We start from the raw sequence: 26,448 nt of genomic DNA, 5'->3' as shown, positions 1-26,448 counted from the left end.
TCTAGTCGCGTTCCTGTTCCTCTTCCCGCAGCGCAGGGCCTCCGGTGTTTTTGCCGGGCAAGCAAACACCCGCCGCGACGCGTTGTAAAGCCTCGTCAAGCGTAAGCCGCATGACAGGCGTGCCGGATGGGAAAGCCGATAGCAGGCGCGAAGGAAACGCGGGGGAGAGGACGACGAAATGCCCGCTATCCCCGGATGATCGGATAAGCCTGCCGAAGGCCTGGGCCAGCCGGGCGCGAATGATCCGGTCGTCATAGGCGGAGCCGCCGCCTGCCGCCCGGCGGGCGCGGTGGAGGATGCCGGGCTTGGGCCAGGGCACTTGTTCCATGACCACGCAGCGCAGCGAATGGCCGGGCACGTCCACCCCGTCGCGCAAGGCATCCGTGCCCAGCAGGCTGGCCTGGGGATCGTCGCGGAAAATATCGACCAGCGTGCCGGTGTCGATCGGATCGACATGCTGCGCGTAAAGCGGCAGGCCCGCACGGGCGAGCCGGTCGGCAATGCGCCCATGTACGGCCCGCAGCCGCCTGATCGCGGTAAAAAGGCCCAGCACGCCGCCGCCCGATGCCTCGATCAGACGTGCATAAGCGCCTGCCAGACCCGCCAGATCGCCCTTCTTCACATCCGTCACGATCAACACTTCGGCGCGATTGGCATAATCGAAAGGGCTTTCCGCACTGGCCAGCAATGGCCGCCCATCCAGATGCAGCGCGCCGGAACGGGCGAGGGCGCTGTCCCAGTCCTCTCCATCGCGCAATGTGGCACTGGTCAGCATCACACCATGAGCGGGTTCCAGAACCACCTTGGCGAAGGGCTTCATCGGATCGAGGAAATGGCGGTGCAGCCCGATATCGAATTCGCGCGCATCGGATCGGTCAACCGCCAGCCAGTCCACGAAATCGGGATCGGCCGGGCCGCCCATCCGCCCCAGCATCGCTTCCCATGCGGCGAGCGTATCGACCCGCCATGCGAGCGAATGCCGGGCGCCTTCGATCCGGGCGCGCCCCTGCGCGTCGAGCCAGTCAGGCGCATCCTCGAACAGAGCCTCCAGCCGCAGGCCCAGCCTGATCAATGGCAGGCGGATCGCGGCAAGGGCTGCTGCCGCTTCCTGCGCGCGTTCCACGAAATCGCCATCCAGCTGGGCGGCTTCGGTTTCGATGCCGTAACCTGCCTCCTGCCCGCCGCTTTCGTCGCGGGCATAAGTGACGGCACGAACGGCGGCGAGCAGTTCCTCCACCGGGCCTGACGGTTCGCCTTCGGCCAGCCTTTGCAGCCAGCCCGTGCTCGGCAGGGCTTCCGCGGCATGGCAGGCTGCGGCAATCGCCTTGCTGCCTTCCTCGTCATAGCTGGATATGTCTGCCAGCCGGGCGGACAGGCCGCGGCGTCGCCCGCGCGATCCTCGCTCCGGCCCCAGGACCCAGCGGCGAAGCTCGATCGCTTCCTGTCCGGTCAACGCAGCGGCAAAGGTGCTGTCGGCTGCCTCAAAAACGTGATGGCCTTCGTCAAAGACGATGCGGGTCGGGCGCTGCGCATGGTCCCGTCCGCGCGCGGCATTGATCATCACCAAAGCGTGATTGGCGATCACCAGATCGGCCTGGGCGCTGGCCCGTGCGGCACGTTCGATGAAGCATTTGCGGTAATGCGGACATCCGGCATAGACGCATTCGCCGCGCTGATCGGTCAGGGACCGGATCGCGCGATTGCGGAACAAGGTGCCCAGCCAGCCGGGAAGATCGCCGCCAATCATGTCCCCATCCGAGGAATATGCCGCCCAGCGCGCGACGAGTTGCGCCAGGATTGCCGCGCGCCCGCCAAAGCCGCCTTGCAGCGCATCTTCGAGGTTGAGCAGGCAGAGATAATTCTCGCGCCCCTTGCGCACCACGACCGGGCGGCTGCCATCCGGCCGCGTGGCTGGCCAGGCGCGGCTGCTCTCCCGCCGTAATTGCCGCTGCAGATTCTTGGTATAAGTGCTGACCCAGACCGTACCCTGCGACTTTTCCGCCCACACCGATGCCGGGGCCAGATAGCCGAGCGTCTTGCCGATACCGGTTCCGGCCTGTGCCAGCAGCATATGCGGGGCACTGCGTTTGCCGCGCGGGGCGAATATCCGGCCCGCCTCCCGCGAATAAAGCCGCTGTCCTTCCCGCTGTTCGGCCCCTTCGCCCGTCAGCCTTTGCAGTCGCGCCTCGATCTCGAACTCGTCAATCGCGACCTGGCCGGGCTGGGCCCTTTCCGGGGTTTCTTCCCATTCCGGGAGGCGGGAGAAGAGCCATTTCTCCGCCCTTTGCGGCTGGCGGATATGAGGGGCCAGAACCTGTGCCCAGGGCCAGCGCAATTTGGCGAGCGATTGCAGCGCGCTCCACGCCCCTTCGCGTTCCGCCCAGTCATCCGCTTCGCAGCGGGCGAGAAGTATAGCAGCCGCCTGCTGCAACAATGCGGGTACCTGATCATCGCTGGCGGGGTCTTCCAGCCCCAGCGCATGGGCCAGCCCGCGCGGCGTGGGCACGACGAATTGCGCCGGGTGAATGAAGGCGAAGAGTTCCAGCAGATCAAGGCCGGACAGGTCGGGATAGCCAAGCCTGGTCGCCACCAGCGGCGCATTGACCATCAGCAGCGGCGTATCGGCCGCGGCCATCACCGCTTCGCCCTTGCCAAGTCCGCGGGTCCCGCCATCGGCACCGCGCAACCAGGTTCCGGCATGGCTGGCATGCAGCGCGGGAAGGGCGAGGGAAGGCATGGCGGGCACGATGGACAAGCTGGAACGAAAAGTAAACGAGGGGCTGATCAGGTCGTTGCAAACTAAACGGTTTGTCCCGGCGGCTCATCAGACTGCCGCATTTTCGACACATTAATATATCGAAAAAACAACGGGTTGGGATTTTTCTGAACGCGCATTCAGGGAACGCAATTTCGTTAACGCGGATTTTTTATGCACTATGCAAACGAAACCGCACACTGTCCGCAGCACCGGCACCGCGATCGCCGCGGTCCTGGCGCTTACTGCAACCCCGCTCCTTGCGCAGGAGGCCTCAGCACCAGTCGAAGCACCGGCCGAAACGGCGGGACCTCCTCCAATCGACCAGCCGGAATCGATCAGTGGTCCGGGTTCGATAACGACCCCGCCTAATTCGAATACGGGCGTGGTCAGCCCGCTGACCAGTGGCATTGCGCCGGGCGTCACCCCGCCAGCAAACGTGCCGCAGCAGCCTGTCCAGACCGAACCGGCCATCGTTGTGCCGGAAAGCGTGACTTCGCCGGTCCCCATTGCTGCGCCTGAGCCCGAACCGGCTCCTGAACCTGTTGCAGAAGCTGCGCCTGAACCCGTTGCAGAACCAAGTCCGGCAGAGGAAACCGCCGCTCAGCCGGTCGTACGGCAATCCGCCGCCAGCGAAGTAGCTGCCCCGACCGAAGCCACCGGTGCCGATGGAACCGAAGAAGGCGTTGGCGAAGGTGCGGTGGATATCGCTCCGCTGGCAGCTGCCGATGAACCAGTTGCGGCCGAACCTGTCGCTGCTGCCGATGAGGGTGTGAGCGACGAAGCGCTGGTTACCATTCTTGGCTTGCTGCTGGCCTTGGGGGTCGGCGTCTGGGGCGTTACCGCGCTGCAGCGCAGCCGCCGCCGCAAGATCCACAAGATGGCGGTGGATAGCGGCGTGAAGCAGACGCGGCCGGAGCCGGTTCAGCCCGTTGCTACCCCGGTGCAGCCCGTTGCGGATGAAGAGCCGGAGCGCGATATTCGCGAATGGGCCCAGCCTGCTGCGCTCAAGCCCGTCACGGCCAGCGCTGCGCCCCGTGCCGATAGTGCTCGTGCCAATAGTGGTGGGCTGGCCAATGCCGGTGCTGCAATTGCCTTGCCCCGGACAATGCCCGCCAGCTTCGAAGAGCGTGACGCGCTGATCAAGCGAATGATCGCTGCCAGGCCGGACAGGGCCAACCCCTTTACCTCGCCAAAGGCCCGCCGCCGCCGCGCCCGGCTGATCCTGCAATCGCTGGATCGCAGTTTCGAGACGCGCGCCCCGTGGATCGACCTGAGCCAATATTCGCGCAACTGGCCGGCACTTGCCCGCCATGGCGGGAGCGCTGCCGCCTGATCCCGCCGGCAGTCGATAGAGGGGCGGCCTCCCTCCCTGGGCCGCCCCTCCTTTTTTGCGTAAATCTAGAAGCCCGGCGGGAGTTCGGATCCCTGCGCAGTCATCCCTTCCGCTAGGTTGCGCATCGTGCGCTGCGGATCCTGCCTGGTGGCGGCATCCAGCATGGCGTCCAGCGCGGCCCGATCCAGATATTCGCCATTGCGAATAACGGCCTGCGGTTTGGCGGTGCAGGCGATTTCGGCCAGAGGATCGCAATCATATAGAACGAGATCGGCACGGCACCCTTCTTCCAGGCATCCGGCCAATCCGGCTTCGCCCAGAACAATCGCGGGATTGGCAGTGGCAGCCTTCAGAACCTGTGCCGGGGTCAGGCCCGCTTCCGCCAGCAGGGTCATCTCGTCAATCAGCGATAGTCCCGGAGGATTGACGAAGATCCCGGCATCGCTGCCGGTCACCAGCATGACGCCGGCATCCTGCATCATGGCCGCCATCGTGCCGAGAAAGCGGATCGAGTCCGCATAGGGCGCTGCATCGCGCATGGCCCAGCTGGCGACATTGTCAGCCTCTATCGGGCGGAGGACCGGGTTCATCCATTCGGTGCCGGGCCGCTGGGCATAGGCGCCATTGGTTTCCGCCACGTGGATGAGGTTGCGATAGGCGACCAATGTGGGGGTTACCGGCACCCCTGCCGCGGCAATGCGCCCCGCGAGTTCCCGGGCGCCAACGGGATCCTGCCGGTCGTGCAAACCGTGCCACAGAATGGATTCATTATGTTCGATCGTGGTGAATCCGGCGGCCAGCACCTCGTCGAACGGGATGACGAAATCGCGTTCTGCGGGGATGCCCGCCAATCGCTCGCCCTCGGGCGTATGGCCGGTCATGGTCATGCCCAGTTTTCCGGCTTGGTCCACCACGGCGTGGAAGGCATCGCGCCGGAGGTTAGAATAGAGCTTCAGATGGCGAAAGCCCGCTTCATGCTGCCAGCGGACCGCTTCGCGGGCGGATGCGGCATCTTCCACCAATTGATGATTGATCTGCGCATTGGGGCCTGCGCTGTTCAGGATGGGCCCCGTTGTCATGAGCCGCGGGCCGGCCAATTCCCCGCTTTCGATCCGGCGCTGCATATCGAGATGGAACGGCATCCCCGACATGTTGCGAATAGTGGTGACGCCATGGGCCAGATAGGCGCCCAGAGCCGCCTCGTCCCAGACATGGACATGCATGTCCACCAGGCCGGGCATCAGCGTCAGCCCGCTGGCGTCGATCCGCCTTGCATCCTCGGGGGAGGGGGCACGGTCCGCATCGCCCGCATAGACGATATGGCCATCAGTGATGACCAGCGTCCGGTCAGATCCAATCGCCGGTTCCTGCCCGGCAAGGTCCACCATGCGAACATGGTCCAGCACCAGAGACTGTGCCGCGAAGGCCGGCCCGGAAGCCAGCGCGGCGCAACAAGTCAGTGCGGTAGCAATCAGATGTCGAGCCAAGTTCCGTTCCCTCCTGTTCCGACCCCGGACCTGATTGCCCGCCGGGGTCGGAGGAGGCAAGCCTCTAGCTCTTACGCGCCACGCATTGCCAATTGGCCGGATCGTTCGCTTCGCCTTCGCCCTTGTATTCGGCGACATTGGGCCATGCGCAATGCGGACGGGTCAACGATCCGTCGCGCTTGGTCCCGATCACCCGTTCCGGCGCTTCGCCGCCGCTGGCCCAGTCGTCCAGCGTGTCCAGCCATTCGATCATGTCGGCGCCCGGTCCCCCGGCGCAATGTTCGACGCCGGGCAACAGGAAGTAGCGCATATTGTCCGATGCGCCTTCCGCCGTGTTCAGAACGGCCCTGGCATAATCATTGGCGCCGACCGGGCTCGGACCCGGATCGTTTTCACCATGCCACAGGATCAGCTTGCCGCCATTGGCGAAGAAGGCGGAAAGATCCGGATCGGTTGCCTCATACATCCTGGCGAAATCGCTGCTGCGCAGTTCGGGCACGTCCTTTTCCGCTGAGAGCGTGGCGAAATCGACCGAGCGGCCGCCAAACAGCAGCGGTTCCAGATTCTTGAGCCCGCCGCCGCCGGTGGCATCTTCGCCCGTGCCTTCGGTGCCGACAAACAGGCTCCAGCCCGTTTCGCCGCCCTTGCTCATGGGGAACATCGCCCATTCATCTTCCGGCGTCCTGATGCCTTCATAGATTGTCTTGAGCGCAGTCACCTGCGCCGGGGCAAGGCAGCTATCGGTCTTGGCGCCATCGCATTGCAATTCGGCCGGATCCCAGCTGCACTGGCGCGGATCGTTGATGATGCCGTCTTCCACGCCATCGGCGCTGTCGCAGGCGGCGAGGGCGGCATTATTGGCGAGTTGCAGATCTTCCGCGCTGAAGCCACCATTATTGCGGGCGAATGTATTGTTGCGCAAAACGGCGCTGGTTTGCACCTGCAATGAATAGACCGGCGCGCCGGCACTGATCGCGTCATAATCATCCGGGAAACGCTGCGCTTCCATCAACGCCATGCGTCCGCCGGTGGAACAGCCCTGGAAATAGGCGCGATCCTGTTTTTGGCCATAAACTGCTTCGACCAGCTGCTTGCCCGCCACGGTCAGTTCGTGGATCGCGCGGTAGCTGAAATCCTTTGCCGCTTCGGGATTTTCGGCGATCCAGCCATTGTTCCACACATCGGTCCCGGCATTGCCGCCATCTGTCTGCAAGGTGGCATAACCTTTTTTCAGCCCTTCGCTGGCGGCCATCAACGTGACATTTCCGGCCCAGCCGCCGCCGCCAATGCCCAGGATCTTGCCGTTCCAGCTTTCCGGCAGGCGATAGACGACACCGATATCGGACCCTTCTGCCGGGTGCAGCGTGGCGGTGACTTCGCAATAGGCGGGAAGACCTTCTGCCGCTTCCACCCATTTCGTTTCGCCGTCGAGCGATCCGATCTGGTCGGCCGAACATGCTTCGGCCCCTGCCAGGGTGATGCTGGTGCCGGCTTCCCCTTCATTGGAGGCGCAGCCGGCGGCAAGCGCTGCAAGCCCGACCGCAGCAGCAATCTTCATTCTCATTGTATCAAATTCTCCCCAATTGAATTGCGAAACGAAGGCATGGATCAAGGGTGATCAGGCAAGACGCAGGCTTGCGATCTGCCAACCTTCGGCTTTCTTCACATAATCGGCTTCCAGCCTCTTGCGCTCAACATGCCGGTGGAATCCCTGACCCTGGAAGCGGGCCATCCGTTCAAGGGTGGAATGGCCGGTGAATTCGGTTTCCACCTCTACCTGGCAAGTGGAACGATAGCGGGCCTTCAGCCCATCTTCCGCGATGGTCAGTTCCGGCTCTGCCGCCTGATCTTCCGTGATCGCGCGCATATGCGGATCGATCCTGATTGCATCCGCGCAGGCGGCAAACCTGCCGCAATCGCCGCTTGCATTCAGGCTCCGCAGGGCTGCCCGGTGGATTTGCCCGATGGCGCGTTCATCCTCCATCCTTGCGAGCCGGGCCCTGGTCCCATCATCGGCCAGCGCCGCCACCGGAGTAACGGCGGCAATCGGCGTGGCAATCAATGCGCCAGTCTTGAGGAATGCGCGGCGATCGGTGGAAATCCTGTCCTTGCTCATGCCTTGCCTCCGAAGAACTTGTCGACATCGATCTTGCCGGCATGGCGCGCAAAGGCGCCTATCGCGCTGATGGACAGACCTTCCTCGCCGCAATGATAGCCGATGCCGCTGTCATGCATGGTGCGCATGTTGATGAGGATGGTGCCCAGCGTGCCGTTGCAGGCCTCTTCCTGCCAGCGGCAGAAATAGAGCTGGTCGCGGATCTTGATGAAATCGCCCGTGCCGCTCCATTCCGTGCCGCCATGGCCATCCGGGGTGAAGATTACCCAGCTGACCGTATTGGGCGTGGAATAGACATGCATGGAGGTCAGGCCGGGGGAATAGTTCCAGGTGAAGGCACGGCCGATCATGTCCATCGTCCGTTCGTGCCGCTTGCCGCCCGGATCGGGAACTTCCGCACCCTCCAGCTTGCCGAACCAGGTTTCCGCGCCCGCTTCATTCGCGAAGAAGGGCGTGTTCAGATAGCCGTGGAAGCAGGTGGCCATGCCACTTTCGAAATCGGCGACGACAATATGGCCGTCATGATCCTTCGACCCTTCCAGGAAATGTCCGAAGATGAAGACGCCGGGCATGGTTTCCCACGCATTATATCGGGCCCCGGTCCATCCGCCGGAACCGTCCTTGCGCCATTCCAGCCTGTCCGGGCCGGTGATCCGGTATTCCATGACCGGCCCGGCATCATAGCGCACCGTGAAATTCCGCCCTGCCATGGCCTTGCTCGGCGGCAGGCCGTTCCCGGCCATGATACTGGGACCGTCGAATATCTTCGGCCCCCGGGCAACTGCGGCGGCAACCTGTTCGGGCGTCATCCTGGGCATTGTCTGCAGCGGGCGATAGATCCGCCTTTCGCCCTTCTTGCCGTTTTCGATCTTGATCGGATCGCCGCTTACATCGCCGAATTCCTCGAACCGGGCGATCTGGCCCAGCCATTCGCCCGTGCCCCGGAACATGTAATATTCCAGCTCGTCCGCGCCGTTGAAGCCGAGCCGCAAGCCGACCGATTCCAGCCGGTTCATATCCATCAGATACATATGCCACAGGCCCGAAAACTCGGACTCGGTCCGCGTATAGGCGTAGATATCCTCGGTCAGCTGTATGTAGTCCGAAGGGGCGGAATAGCCGCGTCCTTCATTCAGCCGGTCCAGCTCCACCCAATGCGAATACATGGCGGATGGGTAATAATCGATCGTACGGTTGCCGGTGTCCTCCGTCCAGGAAAGGGCGCGGCCTTCCACGCGGGCGGTCGGCTGGTGCCTGTCCTGTGTGGCGGGCGTGTTTTCGACCTTGCCAAAATGGATTGCCCGGTTCACCTCGCGCGCCACAGGGGCCGGTCCGTCTCCGAACCAGAGTTCGAAGACCGTGGCCAGGCCGTTGTCCCGGTCCCAAGCAATGGCAAAGCCGGTGGTCGTGCCCGGCACCAGATGGGCGATCAGCGTCACATGGCCCAGGGCCAGCGCGCCATATCCACATTCCTTGCCGTCAAAGGCCAGCCGGCGCCCCGGCCTGAATTGCCAGCTCAGCGGGCCGGCATCTTCGGTGATTATGGTAAGAGTTGTCCCGGCGAGCCTGTCGTCCAGTTCGCTCCTGCTGGCAGGGCCAGCCTGCGCCGGGGCGGCAAGTGCCTGCGCGATCCGGGCCTTGTCCAGATCGGTGTAGTCGTACCGAAATAACGGCACGTCCGGATAGGCCTGTCGGGCCATGTTTCTCTCCCCCATCTTTTATTTTGCGCCAGATTGCCACAGGGGCCGCCTGGCGCAAAGAGGGGGAGGTGTAATAAACTGTCCTAGACTTCGGCCGATCCTGCCGAACGGCGGGGCAGGGGCACCGTTTCCTTGAAAGTGTGGGTAACATAGGGAAACGGAATTTCTATCTCCGCTTCATCCAGTGCCTTCTTCACGGCGAAGATGACTTCCTGCTTCACCGCAAACAGGTTCTGGTTCTTGGTATCGACCCACCAGCGGACCAGGAAATCGATCGAACTGGCGCCGAATTCCACGGCATAGACTTCCGCCCCGCGATCCTTGGCGATCGTTTCCACCGATTCCACCGCCTTGCGGATTACGGCCTCCGATTTCTCCAGATCGCTGTCATAGGAAACGCCGACCGTGATATCGAACCGCCGTTCCGGCATGTCGGTGAAGATTTTCACGGGGTTCTTGAAGATCATGGAATTGGGCAGGATCGTCAGCTCGCCCGAAAACTGGCGGATATGGGTTTCACGCAGAGTGATCTTCTCCACATTGCCGTCGATCCCCTCCGCCTCGATGTAATCGCCGATCTGCATCTTTTCGCGCAGCATGATCAGCACGCCGGCGAAGAAATTTTCGAAAATGTCCTGAAAGGCGAAGCCGATGGCAACTGCGCCAATTCCCAGCCCGGCAATCAGCCCCGCCGGGGTGAAGCCCGGAATGACGACAGCGGCAGCCGCCAGCAGGCCGAAAACCCAGATGCCGACCCGTGTCAGCGTTTCGACCAGCCGGCGCAGGCTTTCACGCATCTGCGTCTTGCCGACGATACGCTGGGCGATGCCGACGGCGAATTTGCTCACCAGCCAGGTGATGAAGAGGATGATCAGGGCAATGGCGATATTCGGCAATAATGCGATGGAGGCCGCCCACATGCCCTCCACCTGTTCACGAAGAATGGCGATATAATCCAAGGGTAACTCCCGTTTTTCTCCTCACCAACCGGAAATGGGCCGGACCGTTCCGAACCGCCCGAAACCGGGGCGGCTGGCCCCATGCCAGCTTCGGCACTTGCAACCAACCGCGGCATCCGCGAAAGGCGCGGCACCATGATTGACGAAGCGCTTATCTCCGCCGCCCGCGTGTCCAAAGCCTGGCCGTTCCAGGAGGCGATGAAAATCGCCAAGCGCTTCCCCGATGGCAAGCCGGGTGGGGAACCGGTGCTGTTTGAAACAGGCTATGGCCCATCGGGCCTGCCGCATATCGGCACCTTCCAGGAAGTGCTCCGCACGACATTGGTGCGCAAGGCCTATGAAATCGTGGCCGCGAAGGGCGGGGCGCCTGCGCCGACGCGGCTGGTTGCCTTCAGCGACGATATGGACGGGTTGCGCAAGGTGCCCGACAATGTCCCGAATCAGGATCTTCTCCAGGCCAATCTGGGCAAGCCGTTGAGCCGGATTCCGGACCCGTTCGGCAAGTATGAAAGCTTCGCCCATCACAACAATGCGAAGCTGCGCGAATTCCTTGACCGCTTCGGCTTCGAATATGAATTCATCGCTGCATCGGACCGCTATAATTCCGGCGGTTTCGACGATGCGCTGGCCAATGTGCTGCGCCATTACGATGCGATCATGGATATCATGCTGCCGACCCTGCGGGAGGAACGGCGCCAGACATATTCCCCCGTACTGCCGATCAGTGGGAAAAGCGGCATCGTGTTGCAGGTGCCGGTCGAAGTGGTGGATGCCGATGCCGGCATGGTCCGTTTCCAGGATGAAGGTGAAACGGTTGAACACTGCATTTTCGGCGGTGGGGCCAAGCTGCAATGGAAAGTCGACTGGGCGATGCGCTGGTACGCCCTGGGCGTCGATTACGAGATGTATGGCAAGGATCTGACCGATAGCGGCACCCAGTCCGGCCGGATCGTGAAGGCGCTGGGCGGCCGCCGGCCGGAGGGCCTGATCTACGAATTGTTCCTCGACCAGAATGGGGAGAAGATTTCCAAGTCGAAGGGCAATGGCCTGACGATCGAGGAATGGCTGACCTATGGCAGCGAGGAAAGCCTGTCCTTCTATCTGTTCCGCGAGCCGAAGAGCGCCAAGCAGCTGCATGTCGGCGTCATCCCCCGTGCGGTGGATGAATATTGGCAGTTCCGCGAACGGATTCCCGGACAGGATCTGGACAAGCAATTGGGCAATCCGGCCTGGCACTTGCTCAATGCGGAAGGGAATCCGGACGGGGCAGGGGAAACACTGCCTGTCACCTATGGCCTGCTGCTCAACCTCGTCAGCGTTCTGGGCGCGGAAGCCAGCCATGAACAGGTCTGGTCCTATCTGGGCAATTACATCCACGATGCCGATCCTGACCGCCATCCGAACCTGAATGTTCTGGTGGATTGCGCGTTGGCTTATAATCGTGATTTCGTGGCACCCACGCTGCAGAAGCGCGCCCCGGCAGAGAACGAGGCGGCGGCATTGCGCGCGCTCGACGCGGTTCTGGCCGATGCGGCCGAAGATACGCCCGCTGAAGACTTGCAGACATCCGTCTATGAGATCGGCAAGCAGGAAGAATTCGGCTTCGAAAATCTGCGCGACTGGTTCCGTGCCCTGTACGAAACGCTTCTCGGCAGTTCACAGGGCCCGCGCATGGGCAGCTTCATCGCGCTGTACGGCGTGGCCAATTCGCGCAGGCTGATTGCCGAAGCACTGGCCCGCGCCTGACCCGTTGCAGAAGCACGGTCTCGCCGGTGCGGGCCAGGGCGCGGCCTAGTACCAGCGGCGTGCGCGATACCATTTGGTGAGGATGTATTTCTCGCCTTTGACCACCGGCATTCCAGCATGGATGGTCCAGGGATTGGGCACGCCGCGTTCATCGGCATTGTTCCAGGCCAGCAACACGCCCTTTTTCGGTTCGATCGACAGGCCCAGCTCGGTAAAATTGGTGTGGCCGCCTTCTTCCACATCGTTGAGGAAGATCATCGCCGTATAGGCGCGCTGGCCGCCCCGTTCCTTCTCCTGTTCCCAATAGGGCGTATTGGGCGGAAACCAGTCCGTATGCGCCTGGAATTGCTGGCCGGGCAGATAACGCTGGCCCTGAATGGTTTCGCCATTGCGCGGTTCGATGCCCAGCAGATCGTCGATGCGGCGCTGGATCCGGCGGATGAAGGGATCATTGGGATCGGGATCGCCGGAATAGGACGTGCGATAGCCGGAAGCGTAATCGATATCGAAGGCGCGGCTGGGCTTTGCCACGGCATCCACCATGGCGATCAGGCGGCCGCATTCCTCGTCCGACACGAAATTTCCGATGGCATAGATTTCCGCCTTGTCCGTCGGCAGCTTGTAGCATTCGGGGATGGCAGTCAGCCGTTCCCGCGCCTTGCGCCCGATCCGGGCCAGCCGCGCCTGATCCGGGGCGGAAAAATCGGCGGTATATTGCAACGTGCTCATGGGCGAATTCATTCCATCGCCTTGCCACCCATGCAAGCCCGTCGATCCCGGGAACGGAACGGTTCGGACGCAAAAAGCCTCCGGCTGCGTACAGCCGGAGGCTAGATCTGCCGGGCCACTCTACCGACAGAAGGGGACAGGATTACCAGAAGAAGTCGTAAATCACGTCGACCACGCGGCCGTCATAAATATCTACCAGCAGCACATCGTCGTAATAGCGGACCCAGCGATAGGGGCCGTAAACCGCAGGCAGGCGATAGCGCCACGGATCGTTGATCCAGTACCGGCTGGAATAGAACAGCGAGTCGAGACGGAACCCGGTGCCAAGCCGGCGATAGGAATAATTCCGATAGGGCGAATAATAGAAGCCCAGGCTGAACACGCTGCGATTAGCACGGCGATAACGCTGCCAGTCATAACGATTATTGTTGCGCCAGCGGCGGTCCCAATCGCGGTGATCGCGCCTTACGGTCTGGCGGCGGTTGTCGTTCCAGCGGCGATCATTGTCGCGATAGCTGCGATTACGATCCCGGTCGGTATAGGAACGGTTCCGGTCATTGTCCCGATAGGACCGGTTGCGGTCATTATCGCGCCATGTCGTGCGGTCGCGGTCATAGTCACGCCGGTTGTCACTGGTCCGATCGCGGGAGCGTGTCTCCCTGCGATCCGGTTCGCGATTGCCGCGGTCCGCATTGCGATCATTACGGCGTTCGACACGGCCATTTTCGTTTCCGCCGCGATTGTCCGACATGCGTGGGGCACGATCGCGGTTGGAACGCGCAGATTCATTGTTGCGCTGGTGTTGAAGTGCACGTTCGCCCTTGTTGCGCCACTGGTTATCGGCGGCGGCCGCGGCCTCTCCGGCGATTGCGGGCATGGACAGGGCCACGGCAAGCGCCACAAAGCCACTGTTTTTCAAAAACTTTCCAAGTTGCACTGCGGCATCTCCCTTGCGTCAGTGCCGCCGAGTGGGTGCGGCGATTGCGATGGGTCGGGATTACGCCGGCCGCCCTGCACGTTAACTGAACCAGCTATATAGCTTAATGTTCATATTTCCATCAACCAAGATGAACGGATGCCCCGGTTGGTCGCGCAAGCAGCCGGGCCGTTGTGGACATATGGCCGAGTGTGGCTAGGGAACCTGCATGCCATTTTTGCGCCGCATTTCACGAGAGCTGGAGCGATTCGCCGATTCCGAACTGCTCGAGGTTTCCCAGTGGCGAAGGCGGTTTGCCACATTGAGCGGAGCGTTGCTGGTCGGCGCGGTGGCGGTGCTGTTCGCCTATCTGGGTGAAGCGGTGCAGCGGCTGTTCGATCATGTCGAAGGTCGCCTGCCGCTTCTGCCCCTGCTGCTCACTCCGCTGGTTTTCGTAACCCTGATCGCGATTACCAGGCGATATGTACCGGAAGCGGCGAGTTCGGGCATTCCGCAAGTCATCGCCGCCAGCCGCTATCCGCAGCATCCGCTGGGGCGGAAACTGATTTCGCTGAGAGTGGCCTTTGCCAAGCTGTTCCTGGCCTTGGGTTCTCTCCTTGGCGGCGCGTCGGTCGGGCGTGAAGGGCCGACCGTGCAAATCAGCGCTGCAATCATGCTGCGAATGCATAAATTGCTGCGCGTGCCGCATACGCCCGGCGTCTTCATCGCAGGCGGCGCAGCCGGTGTGGCGGCGGCTTTCAACACGCCGCTGGCCGGGATCGCCTTCGCTATTGAAGAACTTGCTGTCGCCTATGAACAGCGCGTCGCGGTGCTGGTGATGGGCGCCGTCATGATCTCCGGCCTGATGGCGCAGGGGCTTGCGGGCAATTACATTTATTTTGGCGCCGTATCCTCCGACATTCCGCTCCAGACCATGTTGATAGTGGCTCCCATCGCCGGGTTGCTGGGTGGTGCGCTGGGCGGCCTGTTTTCGCGCCTGTTGCTTTCCTTCCGCTCGCCGGAAGGGCGGTGGAGCGCAATTGCCACTCGCCGCCCGCTATTGCTGGCGCTGGTTTGCGGCGTGATCGTGGCCGTGCTGGGGGTGATGACCAATGGCTCCACCTGGGGGACGGGTTATGATTCTTCGGTCACGCTGCTGCGTGGTTCGGAAATGCCGATGGAATTCGGTCCGGCCAAATTTATCGCCACACTGGCGACTGCGATAAGCGGAATTCCCGGCGGGATCTTCGCCCCCTCGCTGGCGGTCGGCGCGGGCTTCGGCAATCTGATGGCGCCGCTGTTCCCGGCGGAGCAAGCGGGCGCGGTCGTATTGCTGGGAATGGCCGGCTATTTCGTCGGCGTTGTCCGCACGCCGCTCACGGCGGTCATCATCCTCAGCGAAGCGACCGGCAGCACCACGATTATCCTGCCGCTATTCGCCACGGCCCTGATTGGCGACTGGGCGGGGAGCCAGATCTGCCGGGAACGGCTCTATCACGTGCTGGCGCGGAACTTCATGCCGAAGGACGACGGCAAGGATGATGAGGGCAAGGCGGGGGGCAAGCCGGCCGGCTGAGCGCGTTTTTCAGCGTCTCTGAAAGCTGGAGATGTCCGCGTCGGGCATGGCGGCTTGCTGTTCGATGCGGTCCACTCGTGCGGCGGGGCCGGATCGCATCCGCGCGATCATGGTCCGAACGGCAGCCTCTTCCCCTTGCAGATGGGCGGCCACGGTGCCGTCCGGACAATTGCGGACCCAGCCACCAAGCCCGAGTTCGCGCGCATTGCGCACCGTCCAGTCGCGGTAGAAAACGCCCTGTACGCGGCCGTGGATGGAAAGGCGGATTGCAGTCATCCTTTCAGGATGTGTCCGCCATTCACGCATTTCAAGCCGCGGCGGGGCAGTCGCTTTCGCAGACTGTCCGCGCCACGGCTCGTCCCGCGATGCAAATTACCGCGTCAGCTTCTTGTAGGCGAGGCGGGTCGGACGATCGGCCGCATCGCCAAGGCGGCGGCGGCGGTCTTCCTCGTAAGCGGCGAAATTGCCTTCGAACCATTCGACATGGCTATCGCCTTCGAATGCCAGGATATGCGTGGCCAGCCGGTCCAGGAAGAAGCGGTCATGCGAGATGACCACGGCACAACCGGCGAAATTCTCGATCGCGTCTTCCAGCGCAGAGAGGGTTTCCACGTCGAGATCGTTGGTCGGTTCGTCCAGCAGCAGCACGTTGCCGCCCTGCTTCAGCATCTTGGCCATGTGCACGCGGTTGCGTTCACCGCCGGACAGCTTGCCGACATTCTTCTGCTGGTCCTGCCCCTTGAAGTTGAAGGCGCCGACATAGGCCCGCGTCGACATGTCGTGGCCATTGACCTTCATGTAATCGAGCCCGTCGGAAATCTCTTCCCAGACATTGTGCTTGGGATCGAGATGGTCACGGCTCTGGTCGACATAGCCCAGCCGCACGGTTTCGCCGATCTGGATTTCGCCTTCATCGGGCGTTTCCTTGCCGGTGATGATCTTGAACAGGGTGGATTTACCCGCGCCGTTCGGCCCGATCACACCCACAATGCCACCCGGCGGCAGCATGAAGGACAGGTTTTCGAACAGCAATTTGTCGCCATAGGCCTTGGAGATGTTCTTGGCTTCGATCACCTTGCCGCCCAGGCGTTCGGGCACCTGGATGACGATCTGCGCCTTGCCCGGCCTGCGGTCGGACTGTGCCTCCTGCAATTGTTCGAACTTGCGGATACGGGCCTTGCTCTTGGTCTGGCGGGCACTGGGCGTCTGCCGGATCCATTCCAGCTCTTCGCGCAGCGCCTTGGAACGGCCGCTTTCCTCGCGTTCTTCCTGGGCCAGGCGCTTGGCCTTCTTTTCCAGATAGGTCGAGTAATTGCCTTCGTAGGGGAAGTATTTCCCGCGATCGAGTTCGAGGATCCAGCCCACCACATTGTCCAGGAAGTAGCGGTCGTGGGTGATCATCAGCACCGCGCCCGCATATTCCTTCAGGTGGTTTTCCAGCCATTCGACGCTTTCGGCGTCAAGATGGTTGGTCGGTTCGTCCAGCAGCAGGATGGACGGTTTCTGGATCAGCAGGCGGGTGAGGGCGACGCGGCGCTTTTCACCGCCGGAAAGGTTCGCCACTTCCCAGTCGGAAGGCGGGCAACGCAGGGCCTCCATCGCGATTTCCAGCTGGTTGTCGAGCGTCCAGCCATCGACCGCGTCGATCTTTTCCTGCAGCGTGCCCATTTCTTCCATCAGGGCATCGAAATCGGTGTCATCCTGCGGATCGCCCATTTCGGCGCTGATCGCGTTGAAGCGATCGACCATGTCGGCGATTTCGCGCGCGCCGTCCTTGACGTTTTCCAGCACGTTCTTGGTCGGGTCCAGTTCCGGTTCCTGCGGCAGATAGCCGACCGTGATGTTCTCGCCCGGCCAGGCTTCGCCGGTGAAATCGGTATCGATGCCCGCCATGATCTTCATCAGCGTGGATTTACCCGCGCCGTTCGGGCCCACGATGCCGATCTTGGCACCCTGGTAGAACTGGAGGTTGATATCGGTCAGCACCGGCTTCTGTGCGCCGGGGAAGGTCTTCGTCATGTTCTTCATGACGTATGCGTATTGGGCGGCCATGCTCGTCCTTGCAGGTAATCTGGTGGTGTCCGGAGTTTGCCCGGCAGATAGGCTCTCCTTCCTGCATGGGCAAGGCGCTTGCACATCTGTGGTGATGCGGTGCGATCGAAAGATACGGATGATTCACGGTTGGGGCGCCGCCCTGGCCATTGACCCCGAGCGTTGGGGCTGGTCATTCTCCCGCCACTGGAATTGCTTCGGGGACATTCGATGAAATCATTCGCTTTCGCGGTTGGCGTTCTGGCCATGCCTGCCATTCTTCATGCCCAGGCGCCGGCAGGGCTTGCCGAACAGGCCGACACGGCGCTGGAAGCGGACAGGATGGCGTGGGATTTCGTTGAGGGGATCACCACCGAAGTCGGCCCGCGAATGCCGGGAACCGAGGCTGAAGCACGCGGGCGCAAATGGGCAATGGCCTGGTTGGAGGCCAACGGCTTCGCCAATGTCGCGAACGAACCCTATATGATGCAGACCTGGCTGCGCCGAGAGGAAGAGGCGGAGATCGTCTCACCATTCCCGCAGCCCATGGCGATCACCGCCCTTGGCAACAGCGCATCGACCGGTCCGGAAGGAATTACCGCCCAAGTGGTTGGCCTGCCGTCCTACGCCGCATTGCAGGCTTTGCCCGATGGGGCGCTGGAGGGGAAGATCGCCTTTATCACGCACGATATGCGCGTGACGCAGGATGGATCGGGATATAGTTTTGCAGGCCCGGCGCGCTGGACCGGCCCCGCTGTCGCCGCGAGCAAGGGCGCCATCGCCACCGTGATCCGCTCTATCGGCACGGATAATCACCGCACACCGCATACGGGCGGAACGAATTTTCCCGAAGGCACCCGGCCCATTCCCGCCGGGGCGCTCAGCAATCCCGATGCCGATAATCTCGAACGTATGCTGGAGCGTGCCGAACAGGTGCGGATGAAGCTGGTGCTGACGCCGCAGGTCGTGGGCGAAACGGAAAGCGGTAATGTGGTGGCCGAAATCACGGGCCGCGATGTTTCGCTGCCGCCTGTCCTGCTGGCATGTCATCTCGATAGCTGGGATCTGGGCACCGGTGCCATCGATGACGGCGCAGGCTGCGGCATCATTGCCGCCGCGGCGAAGAATGTTGCCGCCACCGGGCAGCCCCTGCGTACGATCCGGCTGCTTTTCGCCGGGGCGGAGGAAGTTGGCGTCTTTGGTGGAGCAGCCTATGCCAGGGCGCATGGGGATGAACCCGTGGCCGTCGCCATCGAAAGCGATTTCGGCGCGGACCGGATCTGGCGGATCGACACCAACTTTGCCGAGAGCAATGAGGGGCTGCACAACAGGCTGGCGGAGGCAGTAGCCCGCTTTGGCGTGGCACCGTCCACGGCAGTAGCGACGGGCGGCGCGGATATCGGCATCGCCCGCGATCAGGGCACCGCGATCATCGATCTGCAGCAGGACGGCACGCGGTATTTCGACCTGCATCACACCCCGGACGATACGCTGGACAAGGTGGATCCGGCCCAATTGCGCCAGAACGTGGCCGTGTGGACCCAGGTAGTAGGTATCCTTGCCAATGAGGCCGGGTCGATCAAGCCGGCGGAATAGAACAAATGGCTGCGGGGCAGGGCGGTCAGCGAATAAGGCCAGTCATGACTGGCCTTTCGTTCTGCCCCCTTCTGTGCATGGTGCGCTGCATCAAATTATTGTAGCTCAGCATATCGACGCCCGATCTCCCGGTCATTAATGGCGAGGACAAAGAATGCTGAAGTGGCAGACCAGGATTGCCTGCAATACAGTAAAATCCTTCGTCCCGTTCCAGAACCGGATCCGCAGCATCAAGCATTCGTTCAAGCCGCCGGCGCTGACCGGCCACCATGAAGCGCTGGTGCGCGGCATACTGGAACAGATCGAATTCATCGGGACAACGGGCACATCCGTATCCGGCGCGCGCGTGCTGGAGATCGGCAGTGGCTGGCTGCCTGTCGCGCCGCTGATCTATCGGCTGGCGGGGGCGCGGGAAGTGGTGCTGACGGACCAGTATCGCCTTCTCAACCGGCCTTCCGTCCTTTCCGCAGTGGATTTCGTGATTTCCAAAGCGGATGCGATTGCCCCCGCTCTGGGCATCGATCCCGCCAGCATCGCGGGGAGGCTCGCCATCCCGCGCGAGGGGGATCTGCCCGAAATGCTGGCCGCGCTGGATTTTACCTATCTGGTACCCATGGATGAGGGGAATATCGGGGAGAAACTCGATATTGCCTATAGTCACACCGTGCTCGAGCATATCCCGCCGCAGATATTAGGCAGCATCTTCAAGATGTTGCGCAACAATATGCGGAATGGTGCGATCTTCTGCAACGGTATCGACAATAGCGACCACCGCAAGAATTACGATTCCGCCTTGTCGATTGTCGATTTCCTCAAATATTCCGAAGCGAGCTGGAAACTGCTCTGCATCCACCCGCAGGATTACACCAATCGCCTGCGCCATTCCGATTATCTCGCCCTGCTGGCCGAAGCCGGGTTCGAAGTGCTGGATGCACGCACCTATGTTGCGGAAGGGCGCAAGGCCGAGGTCGCTGGCTGGAGCCTCCCTCCGCGTTTCGCCAGCAAGACTACGGAGGATTTGTGCACCACCTGGAGCTTGATCCTCGCCAGGGCCTGATCCGGATCACTGACCTCACAAGTCAACCCAGTGGAAAGGCTGCACAGCGCAAGGAAATGTAAGGGCTTGCAAACGTCAATTGTGGTCATTAGCCCCATCTCAACGGAAAAAGATTTTCGCGGGAGGGGGCATAGGCTTGGAACTGGAGGTTGCCTTTAGGTCGGCACCGAAGCGGCTGCTCCGCATCGCCCCGCGCTTGTCCGTCAGGATAGAGTTTGCATGACGGGCACAGGCTTTCAGCCCGTTCTTGTAATCTGGGCCTTCATTACCGTCGTGGCCCTTACATTCGCGATCGATCAATCGCGCGCCGGAAAGTTCATACCGGGACCGCTCGCCCTGATGTTCGTTCCGCTCGCTCTCACCAATTTCGGAGTGCTGCCGACCGAGGCTCCGATCTATGACGCCATCATAGATATTTCCGTGCCCATGGGCGTGGCCATGCTGCTTCTTCGCGCGGATATTGCGGAAATCATCCGCAATGGCGGCCCCATGCTGGGCCTTTTCTTCATCGGTATCCTGGGAAGCACTCTCGGCATGGCCGTGGCCTTCCTGCTGTTCGATTTCGGCTCTGGTGAAGCTGCGCTTGGCGCGACGATGTATGCGTTCATGACTGGCAGCACAGTCAATGTCATCGCCGTTGCCCAGGCAGTGCAGATGGACCCGACCGAATTTTCCGCGCTGTTCGCGTCGAGCGTGATCGTCAGTCCAGCCTATCTGGCGCTGATCGTCTTCCTGATGCGCGCGCCGTTCGTCAGCACATTTGTGCGTTGCCGGGCCGGTTCGTCTTATGGACATTCCAGCGTCAGCAAGGACGCGGGCAGTCAGGCAGACCGATCCGATGCCGCGAAAACCGCGCCCATGATCGGCGCCCCTTTGGGCCAGCTTGTGGCAATAGGTTACGCGCTCGGAGTATATCTGGCGGTCGGCTATTCCATGGAGGCGATCGGATATGGCCATCTTACCATCCTCGCCGTCACGGTAGTCGCTATCCTGGTGGGCAACCTTGCCAGGCCGTTCCGCCGCATCGTTCGTGGCGATCGCGAAATGGGAATGGTCTTTCTATATCTGTTCATTTGTGCGCTCGCCGCGCAGATAGATCTGACCGTTCTTGGGGCGATGGCTGGAAAGATCATCCTTTTCTGGGTCATGGCGCTTGCCGTCCATCTCGGTTCCATGCTGGTTGCAGGAAGGTTTCTGAGGGTTGACCCCCATCTGCTGCTTCTTGCATCGCATGCCGGGATCGGTGGGCCATCATCCACGGCGGCCATCGCCGGATTCCAGGGGCGCGACGATCTCGTGACGCCCAGCATATTATGCGCGCTTTCCGGTATATTGATCGGCACGTTCCTCGGTGTCGGCTGGTACGGAATTGTTTCCTGATGCGTCGGTGCACGGATATTTCGCGCCTTGCTGGCAGACTGGCTGGCCAGCTTTTTCTGGTCGCGCTCGTCTTCGCATTGCATGTCACCATGCCGGTCGGGACGAAAGCGCAGGAAGCGCCGTCCGCGGAAGTGGTGCTGCGAACTTCGCGCATCATAGACGGCAATGGCGGCATATTGCTGCGGCGCGACATATTGGTGCGAGACGGGCGGATTGCGGCCATCATGCCCCATGGCGGGCGTTATGATTACGATTTGCGCGGGATGACTGTAATGCCGGGCTGGATCGATACGCATTCGCATATCGCTGCGAGAGTCGATTCTGCGGGAAATTATGTTCTGCCAGGCGATCTGGGTGCAGGTGAAACCCCGCAGCAGGCTGCGCTGGCCGTGGCTATTAACGGATGGAAAACGCTCCGGGCCGGGTTCACGACGATCCAGAGTCCGGGCGACCCGCTGGATGGCCCGTTGCGCGATATCGTGGCCGAAAGCGCTTTTCCCGTGCCGCGCATCCTTACATCACTTGGCGTCATCCAGGCTGAGCACGCGACCACGCCCGCAATGGCTGTTGCGGCAATCCGGCGGTTGAAAGCGGAGGGAGCGGACTTCATCAAGCTCTTCGCTGATGGACATGGCGAAATGTCCCAGGATGTTCTCGCTGCAGCCTGTGCGGAAGCGCGAGGGCTGGGCTTGCGCAGTGTGGTCCATTCCCAGTCGCTTGCCGCGACACGGCGGACCATCGCCGCCGGTTGCACCACGATAGAGCATGGCAATTCGCTCGATCCCGGGGTCCTTCGGGCCATGAAAGATGCAGGCATGTTTCTTGACCCGAATCTGGATGTGACTGTGCATTATGCGCGGCGGGAGCGGGACCTGCCCGAAGCCGCTTCCTACAGTCATGGCGACAAGAAACTGATGCCGCCGGGGTACCACCAATCCGTGGAGACGTTCCGGATGGCGCTGGCGTCAGGGGTGCAGATTGCTTTCGGCAGCGATGCCGTGGCGGGCACGCATGGCGAGAATGCTGACGAATTCGTCTGGCGAGTCATCGATGGCGGGCAGTCCCCGATGGAAGCCATAACCAGCGCCACTTCCGTTTCCGCCAGCTCAATCGGGCTGGATGACCGGATCGGGCGGGTCGAGTCCGGGATGATTGCCGATCTGGTGGCGGTGGAAGAAAACCCGCTGAATGACATTCGAAAGGTCAAGCATGTGCGCTTCGTGATGAGAGGCGGCATCGTTCATCGCTTCGATCCGCTGGCTGAGGAGGGCATATGAAACGAATTTCGCCGGGCATCACTCCGCGTTTCATATTTTGCGGTGCTGCACTTGTCTTTGGTGTTGCAGCATTCAGCCAGCCCGAATTCTCTCCTGCCGGGAATTGGTGGGGGCCGGGCGTTGACCGCGTTATCGAGGGCGAGGTCGAATTCGACAATCCGCATGGCCGCTTGCGGTTGATCAATTCCGGCCCTCCGATCAGGACTGCGGGACATCCATTCTTCGAACCCATCGGGGAGAATGGGCGCGCCTGCGTGACATGCCACCAACCGGCGGATGCGATGGGCCTCTCGGTCGATATGATCCGTGCGCAATGGGAAGCGACCGGCGGCAAGGACCCGCTTTTCGCTGCGGTGGACGGGTCGAACTGTCCGAACCTGCCGCAGGACGACCCCGGATCGCATTCGCTATTGCTGGAAAAGGGGCTTTTCAGAATTGCCCGTCCGTGGCCCCCGAGGGCGGATGATGGCACCGCGATCGAGCCGGAATTTACCCTTGAAGTGATAGAGGACCCGACCGGCTGCAATCTTGATCCGGAATACGGCCTTCACAGCGATGAACCAATGGTTTCGGTTTATCGCAGGCCGCGCCCGGTCGCCAATATGAAATATCTTTTGACGCTGCCCAACGGGGTCACGCCGCACGAATATTTCATGTATAATGACAAGAGCTTGCTGCCCAAGGACCCTGAAACCGGGGAGTTTGTTTCGGTTCAGCTGATGTCCGATGGCCGCCTGCCCACGCTCTCCTTGCAGGCCCGCGACGCCGGGATGACCCATCTGGAGATGCTATCCGAACTGAGCGAAAGCGACCTTGAAGCGATCGAGAGTTTCGAGCGGTCGATCTATGTCGCGCAGTCCTATAGCCGGGATGGCGGAGACCTCACCGGACCATCCACGCCTCCGGGGTTGGGGCCGGAAGCGATGAGAGATGGGTATCCGGGCGAACTGGGCAATAATCCGATAAATCGCGTTTTCGGCACTTTCGAAATGTGGGACGCAAGCTCTGAGGAGGAGCTGCTTACAGAGCGGGACCGTTTCCGTGCCTCGGTCGCAAGGGGCGCAAAAGTGTTCATGGACCGGCGCTTCATCATCAAGGATGTCGGCGTCTATAACGACAAGGGGCTCGGCAATCCCTTCAAGCGCAGTTGTGCTTCCGGCTGCCACAATACCTTGCTGGCGGGCATGGATCTCGCCCCCGGTTTCATGGATCTCGGGCTCAATAACTGGCCGTGGAACCGGCGCGAAGACTTGCCCCTTTTCAAGGCGGTCTGCCGCGATGATGCCAGGCCGCAATCCTATCTCGGCCGCGTCGTCTATACTCATGATCCGGGCAGGGCGCTGGTCACGGGAAAATGCAGCGATCTGGGCGCCAGCATGACGCAACAGATGCGCGGTCTGGCTGCGCGGGCCCCCTATTTCATGAATGGATCGGCTGACACATTGCGAGAACTCGTCGACTTTTACGATCGCCGCTTCAACATCCGCTATACCGAACAGGAAAAGCGTGACCTGGTCAATTTCATGAGCGTCCTGTGATGCTGCGCCGTTCTGGAACCGGCCTGCTGGCTGTCTGCGCCATCGCATCCACCCCGGCGCTGGCGCAGGATCGGCATCTCAGCTTCCTCGCCTGCCCGGTGGCGCAGGATATGGGCCCCGATCGCGATTTCTGTTTCTTCGTCATGCATGAAGGCGTGCGCTATGGACTTTCCGGCCCGCCTGACTGGGGTAATCCGCAGCTTGGCCATCAGGTTCTGGTAGAGGCCGTGATCGCCGACAAGGCCGAGGAATGCGGCGGCGTGCCAATCGACGGAAGAGTTTCCGTCATGCCCGAACTCTCACCCGAATGTGACGAGATCGCGCCGTTCCGGCCGGCACTTCGTCTATCCGGGCCAGCGCCCCGGCGAAAGCTTAGCGAAATTGAACGCGCCGCGATCGCGGCCGATCCTTCGGCATCGCTGCAGATCGTCCGTCTGCCGCCCGTTCCGGAACACGATGTCACGCTCGGAAGATGGGAGACGATCTATTTCCCCTTCGAGAGTGACCGGGCTTCGGGGCCGGATGCGCTAATGATGGTGAGGCTGGCGGAACTGGCCGGGGCCACACCGGGTGCCGAGGTCTCTATCCGCGCCTATCGGGGCGCTACCTTGCTGGATGATGGGCGCAGCCTCGTGGAACGCGAAGGCATGGCCCGTCAAAGGGGCGAAAAAGTCGCAAACATTCTTCGGGGTCTCGGCGCGCATGACCGTTCCATCGGGGTCGAAATGGTCGAAACACCGCCCGAGGCTGACGGGGAGCGCGACTGGATGTCGCGCAGGGTTGAAATCCTGGTGCGGGCCGGACGGTGAGTGCGCGGCCAGTTTCACTCAGCGACAAGATCGCTGCGCATACGGCAAATTTCCAGTTTGAGGACCTGCCTTCCTCCATCGTCCGGTCGGTCAAACATGTCCTGCTGGATGCCGTAGGGGTCATGCTTGGCGCCAGCGGATTGTCACGGGAAGTGCAGCCTTTCCTGGAATATGCGCGCAATGCGGGGGAAGGGCCTTCGACTATCCTCGGCACTGGCCTGTCAGCACCGCCGGCTACTGCTGCGCTGGTGAACGGGGCGATGGCCCATGCTCTCGATTACGAAGATGCGTTCGATCCCGCGCCCGGGCATCCCAACGCGTCGCTCGTCCCCGCTCTTATCGCGCTCGCGCAGTCGGCCGGGCCGGTGGACGGACGACGGTTTCTCGCCGCGCTTGCAGTGGGAGGGGATTTGTCATGCCGTCTGGCAATTGCCCTTGACCGGCAGATGGAGGAGGGCAACTGGTATCCCCCTCCGATCACGGCCGGTTTCGGCGCGACAGCGGGTGCGTCCAGTCTGATCGGCCTGGACCCCGTCGACGTGCGGGACGCGCTTTCCCTGGCCTTGTGCCAGATCACCATGCCGGGTGAGATCAAATATTCGCCCCGCTCATCCATTCGCGCGATCCGTGAAGGCTTTCCGGCACAGGCTGCAGTTCAATCCGTGCTTCTGGCGCAAGCGGGCGTGGCAGGTTTTGAACGACCGCTGGAGGGGAAGGGCGGCTTCTATTCGCTCTACGCTCTTGGAGCTTTTGACGAACATCGCTTGCTTGATCGTCTTGGTGAACGGTTCTGGCAGGATGAACTGACTTTCAAGCCATGGCCAAGCTGTCGCGGCACCCACCCTTTCATCGAGGCTGCTCTGGAATGGCGGCGAGGAGGTGGGCATCCGGATGATATCGCGTCGGTGAAGCTCCTGATCGACCCTGTGCAGCAAATGCTGGTGGAACCGCTCGCCAGAAAGGCCGCGCCTCAGCTTGCGATCAATGCCAAGTTCTCCATCCCGTTCTGCACGGCGCTGGCTCTCATCAGGGGAAGCGTTTCGCTCGAGGATTTTGAACCCGATAATATCCGCGATCCCGGCATTCTGGAGCTGGCCGGGCTCTGCCATTACGAAATAGCGCCTCGGGACGATTGGCAGCGCGGGGCGGGCGGGGCTCTTATCGTGACGCAAAGGAACGGGGAAAGCCGTGAAATCGCCGTGGGCAAGGCTCTCGGTGCGCCTTCCAGACCCATGAGTGAAGCCGATCTTCGTGCGAAATTCATCGCCTGTTGCGGCAAATCCGCGGCGTGTCTGGGGCATGGTGATGCCGAACGGCTCGCCGATGCGATCCTCGGCATCGAAACCGCGATGAATGCCGGTGCGATTTTTGAATGACCATGCCTCCCTCCGCCCCGGACTTGTAAGCACCACATATCTGCTGTAAGCGCTTGCAGCCTAT

20 protein-coding genes are annotated in these 26,448 nt (G+C 61.8%); 10 read left to right on the top strand and 10 right to left on the bottom strand.

Features of this window, described 5'->3' with window-relative positions:
* Nucleotide 1: 1 nt before the first annotated feature.
* The gene (locus WYH_RS04570; protein ID WP_046902894.1) at nt 2-2,737 is read right to left on the bottom strand and encodes an ATP-dependent DNA helicase; all 2,736 of its coding nucleotides are present in this window, start codon (nt 2,735-2,737) and stop codon (nt 2-4) included.
* A 199-nt stretch (nt 2,738-2,936) separates the two neighbouring features.
* On the opposite strand from WYH_RS04570, the gene WYH_RS04565 reads away from it, so the two are divergent.
* Nucleotides 2,937-4,091, top strand: coding sequence for a hypothetical protein (locus WYH_RS04565; protein WP_046902893.1), 1,155 nt, complete (start codon nt 2,937-2,939; stop codon nt 4,089-4,091).
* Between the two features lie 65 nt (nt 4,092-4,156).
* Here the strand turns inward: WYH_RS04565 and WYH_RS04560 are convergent, their stop codons facing one another.
* From WYH_RS04560 to WYH_RS04540, 5 genes are all read right to left on the bottom strand, one after another.
* Complete coding sequence (locus WYH_RS04560; protein WP_046902892.1) at nt 4,157-5,578, bottom strand: amidohydrolase family protein; 1,422 nt, start codon at nt 5,576-5,578, stop codon at nt 4,157-4,159.
* A 64-nt stretch (nt 5,579-5,642) separates the two neighbouring features.
* A complete protein-coding gene (locus WYH_RS04555) occupies nt 5,643-7,142 on the bottom strand; it encodes a tannase/feruloyl esterase family alpha/beta hydrolase (RefSeq protein WP_156320066.1) in 1,500 nt (499 codons plus the stop codon).
* Between the two features lie 54 nt (nt 7,143-7,196).
* Complete coding sequence (locus tag WYH_RS04550) at nt 7,197-7,694, bottom strand: hypothetical protein (RefSeq protein ID WP_046902890.1); 498 nt, start codon at nt 7,692-7,694, stop codon at nt 7,197-7,199.
* Nucleotides 7,691-9,394: a MoaF N-terminal domain-containing protein gene (locus tag WYH_RS04545; RefSeq protein WP_046902889.1), complete on the bottom strand. Its 1,704-nt coding sequence runs from the start codon at nt 9,392-9,394 to the stop codon at nt 7,691-7,693. The genes WYH_RS04550 and WYH_RS04545 overlap by 4 nt, the downstream gene beginning before the upstream one ends.
* An 83-nt stretch (nt 9,395-9,477) precedes the next feature.
* The gene (locus tag WYH_RS04540; RefSeq protein ID WP_046902888.1) at nt 9,478-10,353 is read right to left on the bottom strand and encodes a mechanosensitive ion channel family protein; all 876 of its coding nucleotides are present in this window, start codon (nt 10,351-10,353) and stop codon (nt 9,478-9,480) included.
* Between the two features lie 135 nt (nt 10,354-10,488).
* On the opposite strand from WYH_RS04540, the gene WYH_RS04535 reads away from it, so the two are divergent.
* Nucleotides 10,489-12,099: a lysine--tRNA ligase gene (locus WYH_RS04535; protein WP_046904812.1), complete on the top strand. Its 1,611-nt coding sequence runs from the start codon at nt 10,489-10,491 to the stop codon at nt 12,097-12,099.
* A 45-nt stretch (nt 12,100-12,144) separates the two neighbouring features.
* Here the strand turns inward: WYH_RS04535 and WYH_RS04530 are convergent, their stop codons facing one another.
* Together WYH_RS04530 and WYH_RS16455 are read right to left on the bottom strand one after the other, a co-directional pair.
* On the bottom strand, nt 12,145-12,840 hold the full coding sequence (locus WYH_RS04530; protein WP_244877962.1) for a prolyl hydroxylase family protein: 696 nt from the start codon (nt 12,838-12,840) through the stop codon (nt 12,145-12,147).
* Nucleotides 12,841-12,970: 130 nt separating this feature from the next.
* Nucleotides 12,971-13,747: an RcnB family protein gene (locus WYH_RS16455; protein WP_244877961.1), complete on the bottom strand. Its 777-nt coding sequence runs from the start codon at nt 13,745-13,747 to the stop codon at nt 12,971-12,973.
* Nucleotides 13,748-13,973: 226 nt separating this feature from the next.
* Between WYH_RS16455 and WYH_RS04520 the strand changes: the two genes are divergently transcribed.
* Nucleotides 13,974-15,320, top strand: a complete 1,347-nt coding sequence (locus tag WYH_RS04520; RefSeq protein ID WP_046902886.1) for a chloride channel protein — start codon at nt 13,974-13,976, stop codon at nt 15,318-15,320.
* A 9-nt stretch (nt 15,321-15,329) separates the two neighbouring features.
* On the opposite strand, the gene WYH_RS04515 is transcribed toward WYH_RS04520, so the two are convergent.
* Together WYH_RS04515 and ettA are read right to left on the bottom strand one after the other, a co-directional pair.
* Nucleotides 15,330-15,596, bottom strand: coding sequence for an acylphosphatase (locus tag WYH_RS04515; protein ID WP_046902885.1), 267 nt, complete (start codon nt 15,594-15,596; stop codon nt 15,330-15,332).
* A 96-nt stretch (nt 15,597-15,692) separates the two neighbouring features.
* The gene (gene ettA / locus WYH_RS04510) at nt 15,693-17,372 is read right to left on the bottom strand and encodes an energy-dependent translational throttle protein EttA (RefSeq protein WP_046902884.1); all 1,680 of its coding nucleotides are present in this window, start codon (nt 17,370-17,372) and stop codon (nt 15,693-15,695) included.
* A gap of 210 nt (nt 17,373-17,582) precedes the next feature.
* Between ettA and WYH_RS04505 the strand changes: the two genes are divergently transcribed.
* From WYH_RS04505 to WYH_RS04475, 7 genes are all read left to right on the top strand, one after another.
* On the top strand, nt 17,583-18,947 hold the full coding sequence (locus WYH_RS04505; RefSeq protein ID WP_082347822.1) for a M20/M25/M40 family metallo-hydrolase: 1,365 nt from the start codon (nt 17,583-17,585) through the stop codon (nt 18,945-18,947).
* Between the two features lie 154 nt (nt 18,948-19,101).
* The gene (locus tag WYH_RS04500; protein ID WP_046902883.1) at nt 19,102-20,004 is read left to right on the top strand and encodes a hypothetical protein; all 903 of its coding nucleotides are present in this window, start codon (nt 19,102-19,104) and stop codon (nt 20,002-20,004) included.
* Nucleotides 20,005-20,223: 219 nt separating this feature from the next.
* Nucleotides 20,224-21,384 carry a DUF819 family protein gene (locus WYH_RS04495; RefSeq protein ID WP_046902882.1) on the top strand — a complete coding sequence of 387 codons (1,161 nt, stop codon included), beginning with the start codon at nt 20,224-20,226 and terminating at the stop codon, nt 21,382-21,384.
* Nucleotides 21,384-22,661 carry an amidohydrolase family protein gene (locus WYH_RS04490; RefSeq protein WP_046902881.1) on the top strand — a complete coding sequence of 426 codons (1,278 nt, stop codon included), beginning with the start codon at nt 21,384-21,386 and terminating at the stop codon, nt 22,659-22,661. The genes WYH_RS04495 and WYH_RS04490 overlap by 1 nt, the downstream gene beginning before the upstream one ends.
* A complete protein-coding gene (locus WYH_RS04485; RefSeq protein WP_046902880.1) occupies nt 22,658-24,199 on the top strand; it encodes a hypothetical protein in 1,542 nt (513 codons plus the stop codon). Before WYH_RS04490 ends, WYH_RS04485 begins: the two co-directional genes overlap by 4 nt.
* On the top strand, nt 24,199-25,008 hold the full coding sequence (locus WYH_RS04480; RefSeq protein ID WP_046902879.1) for a hypothetical protein: 810 nt from the start codon (nt 24,199-24,201) through the stop codon (nt 25,006-25,008). Before WYH_RS04485 ends, WYH_RS04480 begins: the two co-directional genes overlap by 1 nt.
* A complete protein-coding gene (locus WYH_RS04475) occupies nt 25,005-26,384 on the top strand; it encodes an MmgE/PrpD family protein (RefSeq protein WP_046902878.1) in 1,380 nt (459 codons plus the stop codon). Before WYH_RS04480 ends, WYH_RS04475 begins: the two co-directional genes overlap by 4 nt.
* The last annotated feature ends 64 nt before the right edge of the window (nt 26,385-26,448 follow it).

It is taken from the genome of Croceibacterium atlanticum (assembly GCF_001008165.2).
GTDB lineage: Bacteria > Pseudomonadota > Alphaproteobacteria > Sphingomonadales > Sphingomonadaceae > Croceibacterium_C > Croceibacterium_C atlanticum.
The sequence above is the reverse complement of the archived record's forward strand: the minus strand, read 5'-3'. Positions and strand labels throughout refer to the sequence as shown.

What these genes read in the sequence shown, in the direction of transcription:
- WYH_RS04555 (WP_156320066.1), bottom strand. Translation starts at nt 7,142, where the DNA reads ATGAGAATGAAGATTGCTGCTGCGGTCGGGCTTGCAGCGCTTGCCGCC.
- WYH_RS04530 (WP_244877962.1), bottom strand. Translation starts at nt 12,840, where the DNA reads ATGAATTCGCCCATGAGCACGTTGCAATATACCGCCGATTTTTCCGCC.
- WYH_RS04535 (WP_046904812.1), top strand. Translation starts at nt 10,489, where the DNA reads ATGATTGACGAAGCGCTTATCTCCGCCGCCCGCGTGTCCAAAGCCTGG.
- WYH_RS04495 (WP_046902882.1), top strand. Translation starts at nt 20,224, where the DNA reads ATGACGGGCACAGGCTTTCAGCCCGTTCTTGTAATCTGGGCCTTCATT.
- WYH_RS04515 (WP_046902885.1), bottom strand. Translation starts at nt 15,596, where the DNA reads ATGACTGCAATCCGCCTTTCCATCCACGGCCGCGTACAGGGCGTTTTC.
- WYH_RS04520 (WP_046902886.1), top strand. Translation starts at nt 13,974, where the DNA reads ATGCCATTTTTGCGCCGCATTTCACGAGAGCTGGAGCGATTCGCCGAT.
- WYH_RS04505 (WP_082347822.1), top strand. Translation starts at nt 17,583, where the DNA reads ATGAAATCATTCGCTTTCGCGGTTGGCGTTCTGGCCATGCCTGCCATT.
- WYH_RS04490 (WP_046902881.1), top strand. Translation starts at nt 21,384, where the DNA reads ATGCGTCGGTGCACGGATATTTCGCGCCTTGCTGGCAGACTGGCTGGC.
- ettA (WP_046902884.1), bottom strand. Translation starts at nt 17,372, where the DNA reads ATGGCCGCCCAATACGCATACGTCATGAAGAACATGACGAAGACCTTC.
- WYH_RS04550 (WP_046902890.1), bottom strand. Translation starts at nt 7,694, where the DNA reads ATGAGCAAGGACAGGATTTCCACCGATCGCCGCGCATTCCTCAAGACT.
- WYH_RS04570 (WP_046902894.1), bottom strand. Translation starts at nt 2,737, where the DNA reads ATGCCTTCCCTCGCCCTTCCCGCGCTGCATGCCAGCCATGCCGGAACC.
- WYH_RS04565 (WP_046902893.1), top strand. Translation starts at nt 2,937, where the DNA reads ATGCAAACGAAACCGCACACTGTCCGCAGCACCGGCACCGCGATCGCC.
- WYH_RS04480 (WP_046902879.1), top strand. Translation starts at nt 24,199, where the DNA reads ATGCTGCGCCGTTCTGGAACCGGCCTGCTGGCTGTCTGCGCCATCGCA.
- WYH_RS04500 (WP_046902883.1), top strand. Translation starts at nt 19,102, where the DNA reads ATGCTGAAGTGGCAGACCAGGATTGCCTGCAATACAGTAAAATCCTTC.
- WYH_RS04545 (WP_046902889.1), bottom strand. Translation starts at nt 9,394, where the DNA reads ATGGCCCGACAGGCCTATCCGGACGTGCCGTTATTTCGGTACGACTAC.
- WYH_RS04485 (WP_046902880.1), top strand. Translation starts at nt 22,658, where the DNA reads ATGAAACGAATTTCGCCGGGCATCACTCCGCGTTTCATATTTTGCGGT.